The organism is Pseudomonas sp. Rh2 (genome assembly GCF_040762985.1).
GTDB lineage: Bacteria > Pseudomonadota > Gammaproteobacteria > Pseudomonadales > Pseudomonadaceae > Aquipseudomonas > Aquipseudomonas taiwanensis.
The window spans coordinates 3,906,376-3,923,637 of sequence record NZ_CP142890.1; the positions used below are offsets into that span (position 1 = coordinate 3,906,376).

Annotated in this window: 16 protein-coding genes and 1 tRNA gene; 10 read left to right on the top strand and 7 right to left on the bottom strand. The window is 61.2% G+C overall.

Annotated features, from left to right (window positions below; translation table 11 throughout):
- Positions 1-316: 316 nt before the first annotated feature.
- Entirely contained in the window at positions 317-1,771 is a 1,455-nt protein-coding gene (locus VXM67_RS17925; RefSeq protein WP_023381306.1) for a TrkH family potassium uptake protein, read from the bottom strand.
- A 183-nt stretch (positions 1,772-1,954) separates the two neighbouring features.
- Positions 1,955-2,371, bottom strand: a complete 417-nt coding sequence (locus VXM67_RS17930) for a RidA family protein (protein ID WP_023381307.1) — start codon at positions 2,369-2,371, stop codon at positions 1,955-1,957.
- A gap of 150 nt (positions 2,372-2,521) precedes the next feature.
- Between VXM67_RS17930 and VXM67_RS17935 the strand changes: the two genes are divergently transcribed.
- Positions 2,522-3,067 carry a hypothetical protein gene (locus tag VXM67_RS17935; protein ID WP_023381308.1) on the top strand — a complete coding sequence of 182 codons (546 nt, stop codon included), beginning with the start codon at positions 2,522-2,524 and terminating at the stop codon, positions 3,065-3,067.
- Between the two features lie 42 nt (positions 3,068-3,109).
- On the opposite strand, the gene VXM67_RS17940 is transcribed toward VXM67_RS17935, so the two are convergent.
- Positions 3,110-3,745 (bottom strand): hypothetical protein, encoded by a 636-nt coding sequence (locus VXM67_RS17940; protein WP_023381309.1) that lies wholly within the window; start codon positions 3,743-3,745, stop codon positions 3,110-3,112.
- A 296-nt stretch (positions 3,746-4,041) separates the two neighbouring features.
- On the opposite strand from VXM67_RS17940, the gene VXM67_RS17945 reads away from it, so the two are divergent.
- Entirely contained in the window at positions 4,042-4,581 is a 540-nt protein-coding gene (locus tag VXM67_RS17945) for a TetR/AcrR family transcriptional regulator (protein WP_023381310.1), read from the top strand.
- A 47-nt stretch (positions 4,582-4,628) separates the two neighbouring features.
- On the top strand, positions 4,629-5,612 hold the full coding sequence (locus VXM67_RS17950; protein ID WP_027908191.1) for an MDR family oxidoreductase: 984 nt from the start codon (positions 4,629-4,631) through the stop codon (positions 5,610-5,612).
- 286 nt (positions 5,613-5,898) lie between these two features.
- Here VXM67_RS17950 and VXM67_RS17955 read toward each other — a convergent pair.
- Positions 5,899-5,986 (bottom strand) — tRNA-Ser (locus VXM67_RS17955).
- A gap of 134 nt (positions 5,987-6,120) precedes the next feature.
- Between VXM67_RS17955 and VXM67_RS17960 the strand changes: the two genes are divergently transcribed.
- The 4 genes from VXM67_RS17960 to VXM67_RS17975 all read left to right on the top strand — a co-directional run bounded on the left by VXM67_RS17960 (position 6,121) and on the right by VXM67_RS17975 (position 10,540).
- A complete protein-coding gene (locus VXM67_RS17960) occupies positions 6,121-6,792 on the top strand; it encodes a Bax inhibitor-1/YccA family protein (RefSeq protein WP_023381312.1) in 672 nt (223 codons plus the stop codon).
- A gap of 115 nt (positions 6,793-6,907) precedes the next feature.
- Positions 6,908-8,287, top strand: coding sequence for a nucleobase:cation symporter-2 family protein (locus tag VXM67_RS17965; RefSeq protein ID WP_023381313.1), 1,380 nt, complete (start codon positions 6,908-6,910; stop codon positions 8,285-8,287).
- A gap of 205 nt (positions 8,288-8,492) precedes the next feature.
- The gene (locus VXM67_RS17970) at positions 8,493-9,728 is read left to right on the top strand and encodes an MFS transporter (RefSeq protein ID WP_023381314.1); all 1,236 of its coding nucleotides are present in this window, start codon (positions 8,493-8,495) and stop codon (positions 9,726-9,728) included.
- Positions 9,729-9,766: 38 nt separating this feature from the next.
- A complete protein-coding gene (locus VXM67_RS17975; protein WP_027908192.1) occupies positions 9,767-10,540 on the top strand; it encodes a helix-turn-helix transcriptional regulator in 774 nt (257 codons plus the stop codon).
- Here VXM67_RS17975 and VXM67_RS17980 read toward each other — a convergent pair.
- The 3 genes from VXM67_RS17980 to VXM67_RS17990 all read right to left on the bottom strand — a co-directional run bounded on the left by VXM67_RS17980 (position 10,525) and on the right by VXM67_RS17990 (position 13,255).
- Positions 10,525-11,496 (bottom strand): aliphatic sulfonate ABC transporter substrate-binding protein, encoded by a 972-nt coding sequence (locus VXM67_RS17980; RefSeq protein WP_023381316.1) that lies wholly within the window; start codon positions 11,494-11,496, stop codon positions 10,525-10,527. The genes VXM67_RS17975 and VXM67_RS17980 overlap by 16 nt on opposite strands.
- Before the next feature lie 15 nt (positions 11,497-11,511).
- A complete protein-coding gene (locus VXM67_RS17985; protein WP_367237253.1) occupies positions 11,512-12,477 on the bottom strand; it encodes an ABC transporter substrate-binding protein in 966 nt (321 codons plus the stop codon).
- A 127-nt stretch (positions 12,478-12,604) separates the two neighbouring features.
- Entirely contained in the window at positions 12,605-13,255 is a 651-nt protein-coding gene (locus tag VXM67_RS17990) for a TetR/AcrR family transcriptional regulator (RefSeq protein ID WP_023381318.1), read from the bottom strand.
- Positions 13,256-13,349: 94 nt separating this feature from the next.
- Between VXM67_RS17990 and VXM67_RS17995 the strand changes: the two genes are divergently transcribed.
- The 3 genes from VXM67_RS17995 to VXM67_RS18005 are packed head-to-tail and all read left to right on the top strand — an operon-like array spanning position 13,350 to position 17,262.
- Positions 13,350-14,372, top strand: coding sequence for an efflux RND transporter periplasmic adaptor subunit (locus tag VXM67_RS17995; RefSeq protein WP_023381319.1), 1,023 nt, complete (start codon positions 13,350-13,352; stop codon positions 14,370-14,372).
- The gene (locus VXM67_RS18000) at positions 14,372-16,132 is read left to right on the top strand and encodes an ATP-binding cassette domain-containing protein (RefSeq protein WP_023381320.1); all 1,761 of its coding nucleotides are present in this window, start codon (positions 14,372-14,374) and stop codon (positions 16,130-16,132) included. Before VXM67_RS17995 ends, VXM67_RS18000 begins: the two co-directional genes overlap by 1 nt.
- Positions 16,129-17,262, top strand: a complete 1,134-nt coding sequence (locus tag VXM67_RS18005; RefSeq protein WP_104883463.1) for an ABC transporter permease — start codon at positions 16,129-16,131, stop codon at positions 17,260-17,262. The genes VXM67_RS18000 and VXM67_RS18005 overlap by 4 nt, the downstream gene beginning before the upstream one ends.

The window sequence follows — 17,262 nt, forward strand, 5'->3', positions numbered from 1 at the left end:
GCCACCCATGCCGAATCCGCCAGGGCCACCATGCCCACCGCCATGCCCACCGCCGCCGCCCGGGGGCATGAACATCCAGCAGCCCGAAAGCGTGGAAACGAGGGCGGCTACGAGAGCTGCGCGGACAATTTGATTGAACTTCATCAAAACGCTCCAAAAGGCAAAGACGCTGCCACCAGGGGTACAGGGGGCAGCGCCGCGATTCTAGAGGGCGCAAAGATGGGCCGGTAGCTGGCCACTACGACCTTTTCAATACCTTTACAGTGCCGTCACGCCAGACGTGGTGTGAACCGCCATGCCACGCTCGGCACGCAGCTCAATATCTCCAGAAAACTGGAGCTACAAGTACCAATACAGTCAGGATTTCCAACCTGCCCAGAAGCATTCCAACGGTCAGTAACCATTTGGCGGCATCCGGTAGCGACGAGAAGTTGCCTGCCGGTCCAATGATGGTGCCCAGTCCTGGCCCGACGTTACATACCGCCGTAGCGGCACCGCTCAACGCCGTTGTCCAATCAAGGCCAATGAGCGACAAGCCCAGCGCGATGACGGCAATCGTGATGGTGAAGAAAAACGAAAAGGTCAAAAGTGAGCGCACGATCTCTTCGTCGATAGGATGGCCATTGTACTTTTTCTGAATCACGGCTCGAGGATGAATCAACTGCTTCAAGTTGCTGAGCAGCAGAGCCGCTGCAACCTGAAACCGGAAGATCTTGAGACCGCCTGCCGTTGAACCGGAGCAGCCACCGACGAACGTCAAATAAAAGAACAGCAAGACTGCGAAGCTTCCCCATAAGGTGTAGTCGCCAACCGCAACGCCGGTGGTCGTCACGACCGAGGTCACATTCACTGCCACGATACGAAATGCATCCCACCATCTGTAGTCGCTGTGAAAATACAGCCAGGTACCCACAGCCAGCGACGTAACCAACAAGAAACCAAGGAATCCGCGCACCTGGTGATCCTTGAGCAGCGCGCGCCGATTGCCCCGCAATGTCGTGACGTACAAAGTGAATGGCAGGCTGCCCAGAATCATGATGACGACCGCCACCCAATGGATCGCTGGTTGCACCCAGTGGCCAAGGGAGGCGTCCGAAGTTGAAAATCCTCCAGTGGAGATTAGCGACATCGCATGGTTGACCGCCTCAAATGGCGTCATTCCAGCGAGCCAGAGCGCCAACGCGCCGATGCTCGTCAGCCCGAGATAGAGCAACAGAATATATTTGGCGGCCACATGGGAGCGTGGCGTCACTTTATCCGACCAGTCCGAGGACTCTGTCTGGAACAGACGCATGCCACCCACTCGCAACATGGGAAGGACCGCCACCGCCATGCCGATGAATCCGATGCCACCCAACCAATGCAGCATGGAGCGCCAGATCAGCAAGCCGGGCGACGAACTATCCAGGCCCGTGAGGACCGTCGAACCAGTGGTCGTGATGCCGGACATCGTCTCAAAGAATGCGTCGGTGTAGCTAATATCGCTGATGAACACCATTGGTAGCGCTGCGAAAGTACATACCACTACCCAGCTTCCGGTAGTCAGCAGGTACATGTCCCTGGGGCGAAGATGAGCAGTGTCTGGGCGCCCCCGTATGATCAAAAGAAGACCACAAATGAGGGTAACCAAACTCGACCTGAGGAAAGCCGAGAGATCGTCGCTACGCTCATAGACCACCAGTGTGATCATCGGAATGGCCATGCTTACGGCCAGTGTGACCAGAAAAATACCCAAGATGAAGCCGATAAGCCGAATTGCTGCCAGGGACATCACAGGAGAGCTCCGAATTAGCACTGCGCAGTATCGGATGCGCCCATTCAAATTCGAGTAAATTCTGCGTAAAACTTTTATGGGCAATTCGTCAGGCGGCGTAACGGGTTAAGATCATACGGGCCAAGCGACTCGCCGCTCATAAAGCGAACAGTCATCGCCTTCGCTGACTGGATGGGCCCTTTAGCTACACGCAGCCACCGCATCGATCTCCACAAGCATTCCATCCAATGCCAGCCGAGGCACCGGAATCAGAGTGCAGACCGGATGCCCTTCCCGCCAGACCCGGTTCGCTTCCGTCACCCAATCGTGTAGGCGATGCTCATCATGATCGACAATCAACAAGGTCAACTTGAACACCTGTTTCAAGCTCGATCCTTGTGATCGAAGCGCAGTGTCCAGGTTAGCCAGCGCCTGCCTGGCCTGGTCGGAAAACGCCGCAGGCAGACGCCCTTCGACGTCCTCACCACCTTGCCCGGCGATGAACAACAGCCTGGCGCCAGGGGCCACTGATGCGACGTGGGAATAGCCGTTGTTGCTCGGATCATACAGGCCAGGCGGATTGGACAGCTCGAACGCGGGGCGCGATTTTACGGACATGAGACGACTCCAGGTGAGAGAGAACGGGAGTCTGCAACCTCAAGTGAACTCGAGGTCAAGGGTGCTCTGGCGATTTATAAGCCGGCCACTTGATGGCATATGGCCACCTGTCGATAATCCTGCTTTCCACATCTCACGCAAGGACCCGCCGTGAAGAAGTTTTACCTGACCCTCCCGCTGTGCGCTGTGTTTTTGCAGGGCTGCGGTGTGACCATGGCCCGTTATGAGCCAAATTATCAAAACGTCCAACAGCTCAAGCAAAATGCCCCACTGCAGCCTGTGCAACAGGCCCAGGTGAAAGCCGACGCCGGACAAGGGTCGTTGATGGTACGCCTGAACCCGATATCCTCCCCCGAAGGGAGCGTCCCCCTGCATGTCCAAGCCGCGATCAATGACGAACTCCGCCATGCCGGACTGCTTGATCCTCGCGCGGATCGGCAACTGCAGATTCAATTGATCAAGAGTCAACTCAACTCCGGTGTAGCCAACGGCCATGGTGAGCTCGCTGCTCGATTCACCGTGCGCAAAGGTAATGACGTACTGTACGAAACCACCAAACAGGTGGAGCATGACTGGAATAGCAGCTTCTTCGGACCGATCGCCATCCCCGCCGCGGCGAACAATTACAATCCTATGCTCAAAGACTTGCTCAAGCACCTGTATAGCGACCCGCAGTTCATCCAGGCATTGAAGTGATCAACGAAAGAGAGCCGCCATCGCGGCTCTTTTTCCATGGGCTCAGCTGCGCGGGGTATATGCCTGGACAGCGGAGTATTTAGTGCGGTTGCTGTCGAGCCAATTCTTCAGCAGTCCATTGACCTGCCGGTTGAAGGTGTCGGTGACCGCGGCTTTCGGCGTGTTACCCACCAGCGGAAGGAACCAGATTCCCATCCAGGTATTGACCGCATCATGGTTGGTACTCTTGCCCAGAGACTGGCCTCGGTCATCCAGGGTTTCCAGGCTCATGGTGTACTGATCCGTTGCCAGTGCCGGGATGAGGGTGAACGTGAAACCACTGATGAAAGCGAGCACCATCTGCCCACCGCCGGGCGCGTGGTTATAGACCTTCAGTCGAAGGTTGTAGTCGCCAGGCTGCTTCTCGAATTCATCGAAGGTCACCCGGCCAAAGAGGCCTGACTCGTTGAAAACACGCTTGAGCTCGGGTTTGAGCATATCGCGAGCTTGTGGCACCTCATTGGCGTTGGCGGTGTCCGGGTCTCCCTGGAAAAAGTCGAAGTCCACGTAGACGTTCGGCTTGTTCGAGTAGCTCGCCATCGAAGGCAAATCCACCGGAGCCACTTCGTCCTTGGTGAAGCTGGCGCATCCCCCCAGGGCTACTGCCAAGGCGAGGCCAAGGGATTTCACAAATCGCATATCAACTTCCTTGCGTGATCATTACGTGTGCTTCACATGAAGGCGATGCGGATTCTAGAGAAATCCGGGCGATTTCAAAAGGCCATCACTTGTTTGCTCTCCTCCATGCTCCAGCACAAGCGGCTGAACATCCCAACGTGATGGTCCCGGGGATCGGGTTGCTCGGTGGTTGACATTAGAGACAATCAGTCTAAATTAAAACGCATGAACAGCGCCCAACCTATCCCTCGAAGGGGCCGCCCCCCAAAGTCGCACGTGAGCATGGCGAAACGCTGGAGCTTCTGCTGCGTTGTGGCATGGAAATCCTCACCGAACAGGGTTTTGCGGCTACCGGCATCGACACCGTGCTCAAACGCGTGCAGGTGCCCAAAGGCTCGTTCTATCACTACTTCGACAGCAAAGAAGCATTCGGCCAGGCGGTGCTGCAGCGCTATGCCGACTACTTCGCTCGAAAACTCGATCGCTGTTTCAGCGACCTGAGCGTGTCACCGCTGCGAAGACTTTCCAACTTCGTCGAAGAAGCGAAGGTCGGGATGGCCAAGTACCAGTTCAGAAGGGGCTGCCTGGTAGGTAACCTTGGCCAGGAGGTATTGGTGCTGCCCGACAGCTTCCGTGAACAACTGGAACGGACCCTGCAGGACTGGGAGCAACGCTTGTCTGCCTGCCTGGAGGAAGCGGTCAAGCTGGGCGAAGTGTCTTGCGAGCATGACTGCAAAGCCCTCGCGGCCTATTTCTGGGTTGGCTGGGAGGGTGCCGTGCTTCGGGCACGACTGACGCAGCATGTCCGCCCCCTGGAGATTTTTTTCCAAGGTTTTCTGACGGGAATCACTCGGTGATTTCGATCGAACCATTTAAAGACAACCGGTCTAAACGAGGATAAGCAATGTTCAAAGCCATTGTCATCGAGAAGCGGGAAGACACGTATTCGGCCCGACTCGCCGAGCTGCAGGATGATCAGCTACCCACCGGGAACGTGACGGTGAACGTGGCCTACAGCACCTTGAACTACAAGGACGCACTCGCAATCACCGGCAAGGGGCCAGTCGTTCGGCAGTTTCCGATGGTGCCGGGCATCGACCTCGCGGGCACTGTCGAAGCGAGTGACGATCCGCGGTACCAGCCGGGCGATCGCGTATTGCTCAATGGTTGGGGGGTGGGTGAAAGCCATTGGGGCGGACTTGCACAAAAGGCGAGAGTGAACGGTGACTGGCTGATTCCTCTCCCTGATCGCCTGAACGAACGCCAAGCGATGGCCGTCGGTACCGCTGGATACACCGCCATGCTGTGCCTGATGGCCCTTGAGCGCCATGGGTTGACACCCGCACATGGGCCGGTGCTGGTCACAGGCGCCACAGGCGGCGTCGGTAGCTTCGCCATCAGCCTTCTGGCGGGTGCCGGGTATAACGTCACTGCCGCAACCGGCAAAGCTAGCGAGGACGCCTATCTGAAAAGCCTGGGGGCAACCACCATCATTGACCGGACCGAGCTTTCAGCTCCGGGGCGTCCATTGGCAAAAGAAAAATGGGCAGCCGTGATCGATTCGGTCGGCAGCCATACGCTGGCCAATGCGTGCGCAAGCACGATGTCTGAAGGATTGGTGGCTGCATGCGGATTGGCTCAGGGGATGGATTTCCCGGCAACCGTCGCACCGTTCATTCTCCGAGGGGTAAGCCTGCTTGGTATCAACAGCGTCACTCAGCCATTTGAGCGACGCGTGGAGGCTTGGGAAAAGCTCTCCGATCAGTTGAACCTCGACGCACTGTCATTGATGATCAAAGAAATCAGCCTGGAGAGCGCGATTGCCGCCGCCTCGGACCTGATGGACGGGAAGATTCGTGGCCGGTTGGTTGTGGACGTGAACGCCTAGGAGGGTCGCCTGATGCTTGGGCGAACGCCGCAACAATCGACCAAGGGCAACGAGTGAGACTGAGGCCTTGGCGAACGCTAGCAAGCTACGCGGCCACACCGAGAAGCGGATCACGCCGGCTGTTTACTGGCGCGCCTGAGAGATCGTGATAACCACCCGATGAAATCCTTTTCACTGCAGTGGTGCGGTACACCATCGAAACGCTGCGGGGAAATTGGCCGTTCCAGCGTCAGGTTTTCCGCCCTCCAAAAACGCAAAAAGCCCTGAATAATCAGGGCTTTGAATATGGCGGAAGCGTAGAGATTCGAACTCTAGGATAGTTGCCCATCGACGGTTTTCAAGACCGTTGCCTTAAACCACTCGGCCACGCTTCCAGCTCGTTTTGCGGCGGCCATAATACCGTAATGAAACACGCTGTCAAACTCTCTGTGTCGCGGGTTGCAGGAGCTCTGTTAGACTCGTTGCATCTGAATGTCTCATCACCACAGGTTCACCAAGGAGTGTCGCCATGCGCGAACAGGATTACGCCGTACACCACGGCCAGCAGGTCGAGCAGCAGGAGATCAGCAAGGTCCTGCGCAACACGTACAGCCTGCTGGCACTCACCCTCGCCTTCAGTGGCATCATGGCCTTCGTTGCCCAGCAGATGCGTGTCGGCTACCCGAACGTGTTCGTCGTGCTGATCGGCTTCTACGGCCTGTTCTTCCTCACCGCCAAGCTGCGTGACTCCGTCTGGGGCCTGGTTTCCACGTTCGCCCTCACCGGCTTCATGGGCTTCATCCTCGGCCCTATCCTCAACCGCTACCTGGGCATGAGCGGCGGCGCCGAAGTGGTCAGCTCGGCCTTCGCGATGACCGCACTGGTATTCGGCGGCCTGTCGGCCTACGTGCTGATCACCCGCAAGGACATGAGCTTCCTCAGCGGCTTCATCACCGCTGGTTTCTTCGTCCTGCTGGGTGCCGTTGTGGCCAGCTTCTTCTTCCAGATCAGCGGCCTGCAACTGGCGATCAGCGCCGGCTTCGTCCTGTTCTCGTCGGTCTGCATCCTGTTCCAGACCAGCGCCATCATCCATGGCGGCGAGCGCAACTACATCATGGCGACCATCAGCCTGTACGTGTCGATCTACAACCTGTTCGTCAGCCTGCTTCAGCTGTTCGGCATCATGGGCCGCGACGACTGATCAGTCACGCCCGCACTTGAAAAGCCCGCTTCGGCGGGCTTTTTCATGCCTGTTCGCCCCAGACGGGCGATCACTGTAGAATGCGCTCCTTTTTTCTTCCGGGACAGCTTTAGCAATGAGCTCACACGAACACAGCCCAGGCGCACCGGCGCCTGCCAATGAACTGGTGCTTGGTCTTGAGGACAAGCCACGGCTGTTGATCGGCCTGCTGGCAGCACTGCAGCACTTGCTGGCGATCATCGTTCCCATCGTCACCCCCGGCCTGCTGATCTGTCAGGCCCTGGGCGTCTCGCCACGGGACACCAACTTGATCGTGTCCATGTCGCTGGTGATTTCCGGCATCGCCACCTTCGTCCAGTGCAAGCGCTTCGGGCCGTTCGGCGCGGGCTTGCTGATCGTGCAGGGCACCAGCTTCAACTTCGTCGGCCCGCTGATTGCCGGGGGTGCACTGATGGTCAAGCAAGGCACGCCGGTCGAAAGCGTGATGGCGGCAATCTTCGGCGTGGTGATCGCGGGCTCATTCGTCGAGATGGGCGTGTCGCGTATCCTGCCGTTCATCAAGCGCCTGATCACCCCGCTGGTGACCGGTATCGTGGTGCTGATGATCGGCCTCACCTTGATCAAGGTCGGCCTGATCAGCATGGGGGGTGGCTTCACCGCCATGGCCAACGGCACCTTTGCCAACGGCGAGAACCTGCTGCTGTCGGGCGTGGTGCTGGCGATCATTGTGATCCTCAACCGTATTCCACTGGTGTGGATGCGCAGCTGCGCCATCGTTATCGCCTTGGCCGTGGGCTATGCATTGGCCGGCTACCTTGGTCGCCTGGACTTCACCGGCATGCATGAAGCCGCGCTGTTCCAGGTGCCGACGCCACTGCACTTCGGCCTGAGCTTCTCCTGGGCGCTGTTCATCCCGATGCTGGTGATCTACCTGGTGACTTCACTGGAAGCCATCGGTGACGTCACCGCCACCAGCAAGGTCTCACGCCAGCCGGTCGAGGGCCCGCTGTGGATGCAACGGATCAAGGGCGGGGTGCTGGTCAACGGTGCCAACTCGCTGCTGGCGGGGCTGTTCAACACCTTCCCGAGCTCGATCTTCGCCCAGAACAACGGCGTGATTCAGCTGACCGGCATCGCCAGCCGCCACATCGGCATCTGGATCGCCCTGATGCTGGTCGTGCTGGGGTTGTTCCCAAGTGTCGCCGGGGTGATTCAAGCGGTACCGGAGCCAGTACTGGGCGGCGCCGCGATGGTCATGTTCGGTGCCGTGGCAGCCTCGGGTATCAATATCCTGGCCAGCACCCGACTGGATCGTCGCGCCCTGCTGATCATTGCCGTGTCGCTGGCGCTGGGCCTGGGCGTCGCCCAGGTGCCGGAATTCCTCGCGCACATGCCGGCAGCCTTGCGCAACGTGCTGGAGTCGGGCGTGGCCACTGGCGGCATCTGCGCACTGGTGCTGAACTGGTTCCTGCCCGAGAGCAAGGAACACGCCTGATCGCAACAAACACCGGCAGGCGCGTCGCGGCGACGATGCACCTGCTGGCGGGCGAGCTCGCTGCAAGCATGCCCGAATCGCGACAGTGAGTGTCTGTACGACGTGAGACAGGCAAAGGCCGCCCTGGATACCCTCCTTTGGCACTGCCTTGTTGCGGTCTGCCCCCAGGCCGCAGTGTCCTCACTCGACAAAAGAAACTTCGCCCATGACGACTTCTGCCGCCACCTTGGCCCGCCCCACGGCCCACGTCGATCAACCTCAGGGTTTCCTGGTTCGTATCGTCGGCGCCGCCGCCTTCGCCCACTTGCTCAACGACCTTATCCAGGCCGTCCTGCCCTCGATCTACCCGATGCTCAAACAAGACTTTTCCCTGAGCTTCGCCCAGATCGGCTGGATCGCGCTGGTGTTCCAGGTCACCGCCTCGCTGCTGCAACCCTGGGTTGGCCTGTACACCGACAAGCACCCGCAACCTTACCTGTTGCCAGGCGGCATGTTGATTACTCTGATCGGCATCGCCCTGTTGGCAACGGCAGGCAGCTATGAAATGTTGCTGGTGGCATCTGCCGTGGTCGGCGTAGGCTCCGCCACTTTCCACCCCGAGGCCTCGCGAGTGGCGAGGATGGCCTCTGGCGGGCGCTTCGGCACGGCACAGTCCACCTTCCAGGTGGGCGGCAACACCGGTTCGGCCATCGGCCCGTTGCTCACCGCGCTGATCGTGATCCCTAACGGCCAATCGGCCATTGCCTGGTTCATGGTGGCTGCTGCACTTGCTGTATGGGTGCTGTGGCGGGTCACCGGCTGGACGATTCGCCACGGCCAGCATCGCCTCAAGAGCATTGCCGGGCAACAGGCACCCGCGCTCTCCAACGGTGCGATTTGTCGCGCAGTGGGGGTGATCGCGCTGTTGATGTTCGCCAAGTTCGTCTATATCGCTTCGTTCACCAACTACTTCACCTTCTATCTCATCCAACATTTCGGTTTGAGCGTGCAGCAAAGCCAGCTGTACCTGTTCGCTTTCCTCGCGGCCGTGGCATTAGGCACCTTCGCAGGGGGGCCGGTGGGCGATCGCATTGGCCGCAAGGCGGTGATCTGGGTTTCCTTCCTTGGTGTGGCGCCGTTCGCCATGGCCCTGCCCTACGCCAACCTGGCCTGGACCGCAGTCCTGGCTGTGGCCATCGGGCTGGTGATGTCTTCGGCGTTCGCCGCCCTGGTGGTTTACGCCCAGGAAGCGGTACCGGGCCGAGTCGGCATGGTGTCCGGGGTGATGTTCGGCCTGATGTTCGGCATCAGCGGCATCGGTGCGGCTGGCTTGGGCGAATTGGCTGACCGACATGGCATCGAGTGGGTGTATCAGGTGATCTCGTTCCTGCCCCTGTTGGGCCTGGCAACGGCCCTGCTGCCGGCGACCCGCGCCAAAGCCCACCCGGCCACCTGCTGCTAAGATGGCCACGCGGAACACCTAGGAGGCGCACGATGGCACTGATCAAGCCGATGGAGCAAATGCTGGTGGAGGTCGACGAATGGACCTGGGAGGTGGGCAGCCGTGCCACGGACTACCCACCGGACTGGTTCATCGCACCCCACTCCCATGCCAAGCATCAGCTGATCTATGCCATCAAGGGCCTGATGATCGTGCAGTCGCGGTCCGAGCGCTGGACCGTGCCGCCGAGTCGCGGCGTATGGATGCCCTGTGGCCAGGAACACGCGATCCGCTGCGTGGGCGATGTGAAGATGCGCAGCGTGTTCGTGCGCCCGGACGCAGCAGCGAACCTGCCATCACAGAGCAAGGCCATCAGTATCTCGCCGCTGCTGAGCGAACTGATCAAGGCCTCGGTGGACTTCACCGGCCCCTACGCCGAGGACTCACGCGAATCACGGATCGTGCACCTGATCCTCGACGAGATCAGCGTGCTGCCAACCCTGCCGTTGAAGCTGCAGCAGCCCGGCGACAAGCGTCTTCAGGTCATCTGCTCGGCACTGCACGAGCGCCCCGAGGACAACTCGACGGTGGCAGACTGGGGTCTTCACCTTGGGGTGGATGAAAAAACCATCCAGCGTCTGTTCCGCAAGGAAACCGGCATGACCTTCGGCCAATGGCGCCAACAAGCGCGGCTGATGCAAGCCCTGGAGCGGATCGCTCTCGGTGAGCGGATCATCGACGTCGCGGGGACGCTCGGCTATGACAGCCCAAGCGCCTTCGCCAGCATGTTCAAGCGCCAGTTCGGCACGACGCCGAGTCAATTCTTCAGATGAGCGGCCCCTGGCTCGAACACGGTTACCGCTCGCGCATCCACGGCCTTCGGCAGCAGGCCTTCGCGGTAGAATGCATCGGCTATTCGCTGTTGCTCGGCCAGGTTGTCCAGTTTCACCGGCTGCACGTCATAGCTGCGCCGAGCATTGGCCTGCTGCACCGTGACGCTGTCCAGATTACCCCACAGTGGCCCCAGCACCCGGGCTGCGGCGGCCGGGTTGGCCTTGGTCCAACCGCCAATTTCACGCAGCGCCTGGTACACCTGATCCAGCACCTGCGGGTGCGCCTTGGCGTATTCACTGCCAGCCAGGTAGTAACGCTGGTAACTAGCCAGTTCGGTGCCATCGGCGAGAATTCGCGCGTGCTGCTGACGCTGGGCACTGGCCACGTAGGGATCCCAGGTTACCCAAGCGTCGACCTTGCCGTTTTCGAAAGCTGCGCGTCCGTCGGCGGGAATCAGGTAGGCCGGGCTGATGTCCTTGAAGCTCAGTCCCGCCTTGGCCAGCGCCTGGATCAGCAGGTAGTGGCTGCCAGCGGCCTTGGTCACCGCCACGCGCTTGCCCTTGAGGTCGGCAAGGGTCTTGAGCGGCGAGTTGGCCGGCACCAGGATGGCCTGGGCCGCCGGCGACGGCGCCTCCCGGGCAAAGTACGTCAGTTGCGCACCAGCGGCCTGGGTGAACACGGGAACGGTGTCGGCCACATCTGCAGAAAGGTCGACGTTACCCAGGTTCAACGCTTCGAGCAGCGGCAAGCCGCTGGGGAACTCGTGCCAGCTGACTCGTATACCCTCAGCCTGCAGGCGTTGTTCGAGGGTGCCGCGTGCCTTGAGCAGGGTCAGCAGGGTCGAGGACTTCTGGTAACCGATACGCAGGGTCTGCTCGGCGCTGGCCAGGGACGGTAGCACGCCGCCGATCAACAGGCCCAGCGCAAGATGGCGCAGGCGTTTGGGATATGCCATGAAGATTCTCCGGAATCAGTGTTGGGCAGTCAGAGGGTCGGTGGCGGGTACGCTGAAACCCGAAGCGAAGGTCGGCGCTACCTCCAGGCGCTCGCTCATCAGGCCATGGGCTTGGTAGAAGTCCGCGGTTTCCTGTTGCTCAGCGATGGTCTCGCCGTCGATCGCCTGCCAGCGAAGTTGGCGACGTTCGAACTGCAGTCGCGCCGCTTCCACGGGGAAGCCGATGATGGCGGAAAGCGTCCTGGAATAGGTGTCCAGATGCTGGTTGGCCCAGACCTGGGCACCAGCCAGACGGGCAAGATAGTCCTGCAACGCCGTGCGGCGTGCAGGGTCTTCGAGAGCCTTGTCGGTGGCCGCGAGGAAACTGTTGCCGGTGGACAGCCCTCTGCCGTTGACCAGCACCCTGCCTTGCCCGTTAAGTTCGGACAGGGCCGTATAGGGCTCCCACGTCGACCAGGCGTCCACCGAACCATTGGCAAGGGCAATCTTGGCATCGACCGGTCCCAGGAAACGGAACTCCACGTCCTTCTCCGTCAGCCCGACCTGGTCCAGCGCCTTGAGTGCCAGGTGATGGCCGATGGAACCACGGCCGGTGGCGATGCGCTTGCCCTTGAGGTCCGCCGCGCTGTGCAGCGGCGCGTCAGGGCGCACCAGCAGCGCCCTGCCGTAAGGGTCGGACTTGTCCACGGCGATCGCTTTGACTGGCGCACCTGATGCCAGCACGAACAACAACGGCGCATCGCCGATGATGCCGGCATCGATAGCGCCAGCATTCAGTGCTTCAGCGAGCGGCGCAGCTGCGGGAAACTCGGCCCACTGAATGTCGTAAGGCACATCGCGCAAGGCGTCTGCCGCTTCCAACTGGGCACGCATGTTGCCTTTCTGGTCGCCGACACGCAGGGTCAGGCGCTCGGCGGCGATGGCCTGGGTGGCCAGCAATGAGGCTACAAGCAACAACGATAGACGGCGACGGCTGGACATCCTGTGCTCCTTCAAAGCAATCCTGGAAAGGCCAGGTGGCATGCCACCTGATGCCGGGACACTTTATCGAGCACCTAGAAATTAATGAAATTGATTTTAGTGCTAACCTAATATGCAAAAATCAGGACTACATCACCGCATCGAGCCCTGCCAGGGCGAACCGCACCAAGTGTTCTGCCAACGCCTCTTCCGACTGTTCGAACAATCCCGATAGCGGTGTCGTGATGTCGCGGCTGATCACCTGCAACATCATCACCGGTGCGATGACGCTGAACAGACAGCGCAGCAATGCCGGGTCCTCCACGGGCTTACCCGTGAGCTCACCCAGCAGGCTCAATACCAGTCGCGACTTGGGCATCGCCTCTTCTGCGATCAACTCGCTCACATACGGCGACGGGGTCAGTAACTCGCGGCTCCACAACCGGGCTTGCCACCGTTTGCCGTTGATGACGTTGAGGGTCAGTGCCCTGATCAGGTCGACCAAGCGTTCACGGGCTGGGCGGTCGCTGCAGGCCAGTTGCTGCAACTGCTCCAAGCTGATCAGGTGTTGGTGCATCTCCTTGAGTACTGCGCGGTAGAGGCCCTCGCGACTGCCGAAGTGGTAGTTCACCGCGGCCAGGTTGCACTGCGCCAGGGCGCAAATGGCCTTGCTGGTCGCCTCGGCATAGCCACGTTCGGCAATCAGCTGGCCGGCGGCATCGAGGATGCGCTGCCGGGTGATGTCGCCATCCGGGCGGCGCCCACGCGGCTTACTGGAAGGGGCTGGTTCGCGGCTCATGCCAGGCACTCGTGGTGTTGTCTCAAATCAAATTCTAATTTGAATTCTGTGACTATGCTTGCTCCATGTCAGTGATCGATCACAGGTCGTCATCATGCAGAAAAAGCTCGTCATCGCCCTGTTGGCGGCAACGCTGGTGGGCTTTGGGGCGTGGTACTACGTGCACACCCGGGGCGACCAGGGGGGCGACCTGGTGCTCTATGGCAACGTCGATATCCGCCAGGTCTCGCTGGCATTCACCGGCAGCGAGCGCATCGGCGAAATGCGCGTGGAGGAAGGCGACACCGTCAAGGCCGGGCAGGTGCTGGCTACCCTCGATAGCCGTGCGTTGAAGCTGCAGATCGACCAGGCCAACGCCCAGGTCGCCGTCCAGCAGGCCAACGTCCTGCGCCTGCGCAATGGCAGCCGACCCGAGGACATCGACCGCGCCAGTGCCCAGGCAGCAGCCAGCAAGGCCCAGGTCGACCTCGCCGCCACCCAGTTGCGCCGCTTGCAAACCATCCGCGCCAACAGCAGCGGCGGACGGGCCGTGAGCCAACAGGACCTGGACAATGCCGCCGCGCAACTGAAGGTGCGCCAGGCCCAGTGGGAGGACAGCCAGAAGGCCCTGCGTCTGGCCAGGATTGGCCCCCGGGCCGAAGACATCGCCCAGGCCGAGGCCCAGCTGCAAAGCGCCCGCGCGCAACTGGCACTGCTGCAGCACAACCTCGACGAAACCGAACTGCGTGCACCGCAGGATGCCACCGTCCGCTCGCGCATGCTCGAACCAGGCGACATGGCCTCGCCGCAACGGGCGGTGTATGCCCTGGCCATTACCACGCCAAAGTGGGTACGGGCCTATATCAATGAGTCGCAACTGGGCCACATCCGACCGGGCCTGCCCGCCAGGGTCACGACCGACAGCCACCCGGACGCTCCCGTGCAGGGGCAGGTCGGGTTCATTTCCGACGTTGCCGAATTCACGCCCAAGGCCGTGCAAACCGCCGAGCTACGCACCGCGCTGGTGTACGAGGTGCGCATCATCGTCGACGATAAGGACAACCGCCTGCGCCTGGGAATGCCGGCAACCGTTCGATTTGCCCAGGCGGACCTGGTGAACGACGGGAAGGCCCGGTAATGGAGTTGGTCATCGAGGCCAAGGCTGTTGCCAGGCGGTTCCTGGTCAAGGCATCGGGGCAGGCCGTCCAGGCATTGCACGGCTTGGACCTGACACTGCGCAAAGGCACCCTCACCGCCCTGGTCGGGCCCGATGGCGCCGGTAAAACCACATTCCTGCGCCTGGTCGCGGGGCTGTTGCAAGCCGATAGCGGGGAGTTGAACGTGCTCGGCGTCGACGTCAAGGCGCACCCGCAGAAGGTCCAGGACCTGATCAGCTATATGCCGCAGCGCTTTGGCTTGTATGAAGACCTGAGCGTACAGGAGAACCTCGACCTCTACGCCGACCTCCATGGCGTAGGCGCCAACCTGCGTCGGCAGCGCTTCGAGCGGCTACTGGCGATGACCGACCTGACGCACTTCACTCGCCGGCCAGCAGGCAAGCTGTCTGGTGGCATGAAGCAGAAGCTCGGCCTGGCCTGCACCCTGGTGCGGTCGCCGCAACTGCTGTTGCTGGATGAGCCGACCGTGGGGGTCGACCCGCTGTCACGTCGTGAACTGTGGGAGATCGTCCAGCAACTGGTGCGGGAAGAGAACCTCAGCGTACTGCTCAGCACCTCCTACCTGGACGAAGCCGAGCGCTGCTCGGAAGTGTACATGCTGCACCAGGGTGAACTGCTGGCCCAAGGCATGCCACAGGACATCCGCCGCCACGCCGATGGCCTTTGCTACCTCGCCACACCGCCCGCCGGGCAGCCGGCGCGCACCCTGCAGGCCCGTCTGCTGGGCAACACGCACACCATCATCGATGCGGTGCCGCAATCGGGTGAGGTGCGTTTCATGCGCCAGCCTGATGCCGACCAGCAGACACTCGACACGCTGCTGGGCGGCGCTCCGGTACGCCCGGTGGAGGCCAGGCTGGAAGATGGCTTCATGTTCCTGCTGCGTGCACGCAGCGATGCCGAGCACGTCGACATGGAAACACTCAAGACCAGTGCCCCGAGCGACCCACACAGCAGCGAACCGGCCATCGAAGTGAAGGACCTGGTGCGCACGTTCGGCGACTTCACCGCCGTGGCCAGCACCAGTTTCAGTGTGCGCCGGGGTGAGATCTTCGGCCTGCTGGGGCCCAATGGCGCTGGCAAGACCACCACCTTCCGCATGCTCTGCGGCCTGCTGCCCGCCTCGTCGGGCAGCCTGCAGGTGGCCGGCGTCAATCTGCGCCATGCACGGGCGAAGGCTCGCCGCCGGGTGGGCTATGTGTCGCAGAAATTCTCCCTGTACGGCAACCTCTCGGTCCGCGAGAACCTTGAGTTCTTCGGCGGCGCCTATGGGTTGCCCGGCAAGCAGTTGCAGCGGCGCATGGACGAAGTCGCCCAGCAATTCGACTTGTCCGGACACGAGAGCGACCCCAGCGGCCAACTGCCCGGCGGCTTCAAGCAACGCCTGGCCATGGCCGTGGGCCTGCTCCACGAGCCGGAAATCCTCTTTCTCGACGAGCCCACCAGCGGCGCCGACCCCCTCGCCCGCCGAGGTTTCTGGCAACGCATCACAGCACTGGCGGCTGCCGGCACCACGATCATCATCACCACCCACTTCATGGAAGAGGCGGAGTACTGCGACCGCATCGTCATCCAGGACGCTGGCAAGCTGATCGCCATGGGCACGCCGCAGGAAGTCCGCGAGCAGGCCGCAGGTAAGGGCAGCACGCTGAACATGGAACAGGCCTTCATCGCCATCGTCGAGCAGGAGCGCCAGCAACAGCAGGTGACGCCGGCATGAGCACCGCGACGCTCGGTGCCTTCTGCCGCCGACTGGTGTCACTGACCCGCAAGGAAGTGCGGCAGATGCTGCGTGACAAAAGCAATCTGTTGATCGGCATTGGCTTGCCCATCGTGCTGATTCTCATCTTCGGCTACGGACTGTCGCTGGACGTGCGTCACAGCGTGGTCGCGGTGGTGCAGGATGACCCTGCGCCGCAAGCCCACGACCTGCTGGCCAGCATCAGCCATTCGGCCTACCTGGAACCGCGGCCTGTGAAGTCCTTCGAGCAAGGCAGGCAATGGCTGGCTTCGCGTGAAGTCGATGCCCTGGTGTACCTGCCGGGCGATTTCAGCCGTCGCCTGCAGGCGGGCGACGCCCAGGTACTGGTGCTGGTACAAGGCTCAGACGCGACGCGTGCTTCGGGGGTCAGCAACTACCTGAACCAGGCCCTGGCCTTGTGGGGCCAGAAGCAGAGTTCGCGCAACGGCGGCTTGCAGGCTGGTGGAGTGCAGATCGAGCAACGCATGTGGTTCAATGCCGCCAACACCAGTACCTGGTACCTCGTGCCGGGGTTGATCGTATTGATCATGACGCTGGTGGGGGCTTTTCTCACCGCGCTGGTGATGGCCCGCGAATGGGAGCGCGGCACCCTGGAAGCGTTGTTCGTGACGCCCGTGCGGGCTGCGGAGATTCTCCTGGCCAAGGTCATTCCCTGCTTCGTCGTCGGCCTGATCGGACTGGGGTTGTGCCTGCTGGCAGCGCGTTTTCTATTCGATGTGCCGATGTATGGTTCGCTGTGGGCGCTGGTGATCTGCTCGATGCTGTACCTGCTCGTGGCACTGGGGATCGGCCTGCTGATTTCGGCGGTCACCAAGAACCAGTTCCTGGCCAGCCAGATTTCCCTGCTCGTCAGCTTCCTGCCGGCGATGATGCTTTCAGGCTTCATCTTCGACCTGCGCAACGTACCCACCGCCGTGCAGGTAGTCGGAAACCTGCTGCCCGCCACCTACTTCATGCAAGTGGTGAAGTCGCTGTTCCTGGCCGGCGACTTCTGGCCATTGATCCTGCGCAACAGCTTGATTCTCACCGGTTACGCCGTGGCCTTGCTGGGGCTGGCGCGCCTGGCCACGCGCAAGAGGCTCGATTGA

Bases quoted from the DNA above. Each gene is read 5' to 3' on its own strand.
- VXM67_RS17925 (WP_023381306.1), bottom strand. From the start codon at position 1,771: ATGTCCCTGGCAGCAATTCGGCTTATCGGCTTCATCTTGGGTATTTTT.
- VXM67_RS17930 (WP_023381307.1), bottom strand. From the start codon at position 2,371: ATGTCCGTAAAATCGCGCCCCGCGTTCGAGCTGTCCAATCCGCCTGGC.
- VXM67_RS17940 (WP_023381309.1), bottom strand. From the start codon at position 3,745: ATGCGATTTGTGAAATCCCTTGGCCTCGCCTTGGCAGTAGCCCTGGGG.
- VXM67_RS17945 (WP_023381310.1), top strand. From the start codon at position 4,042: ATGGAAATCCTCACCGAACAGGGTTTTGCGGCTACCGGCATCGACACC.
- VXM67_RS17950 (WP_027908191.1), top strand. From the start codon at position 4,629: ATGTTCAAAGCCATTGTCATCGAGAAGCGGGAAGACACGTATTCGGCC.
- VXM67_RS17960 (WP_023381312.1), top strand. From the start codon at position 6,121: ATGCGCGAACAGGATTACGCCGTACACCACGGCCAGCAGGTCGAGCAG.
- VXM67_RS17965 (WP_023381313.1), top strand. From the start codon at position 6,908: ATGAGCTCACACGAACACAGCCCAGGCGCACCGGCGCCTGCCAATGAA.
- VXM67_RS17970 (WP_023381314.1), top strand. From the start codon at position 8,493: ATGACGACTTCTGCCGCCACCTTGGCCCGCCCCACGGCCCACGTCGAT.
- VXM67_RS17980 (WP_023381316.1), bottom strand. From the start codon at position 11,496: ATGGCATATCCCAAACGCCTGCGCCATCTTGCGCTGGGCCTGTTGATC.
- VXM67_RS17985 (WP_367237253.1), bottom strand. From the start codon at position 12,477: ATGTCCAGCCGTCGCCGTCTATCGTTGTTGCTTGTAGCCTCATTGCTG.
- VXM67_RS17990 (WP_023381318.1), bottom strand. From the start codon at position 13,255: ATGAGCCGCGAACCAGCCCCTTCCAGTAAGCCGCGTGGGCGCCGCCCG.
- VXM67_RS17995 (WP_023381319.1), top strand. From the start codon at position 13,350: ATGCAGAAAAAGCTCGTCATCGCCCTGTTGGCGGCAACGCTGGTGGGC.
- VXM67_RS18000 (WP_023381320.1), top strand. From the start codon at position 14,372: ATGGAGTTGGTCATCGAGGCCAAGGCTGTTGCCAGGCGGTTCCTGGTC.
- VXM67_RS18005 (WP_104883463.1), top strand. From the start codon at position 16,129: ATGAGCACCGCGACGCTCGGTGCCTTCTGCCGCCGACTGGTGTCACTG.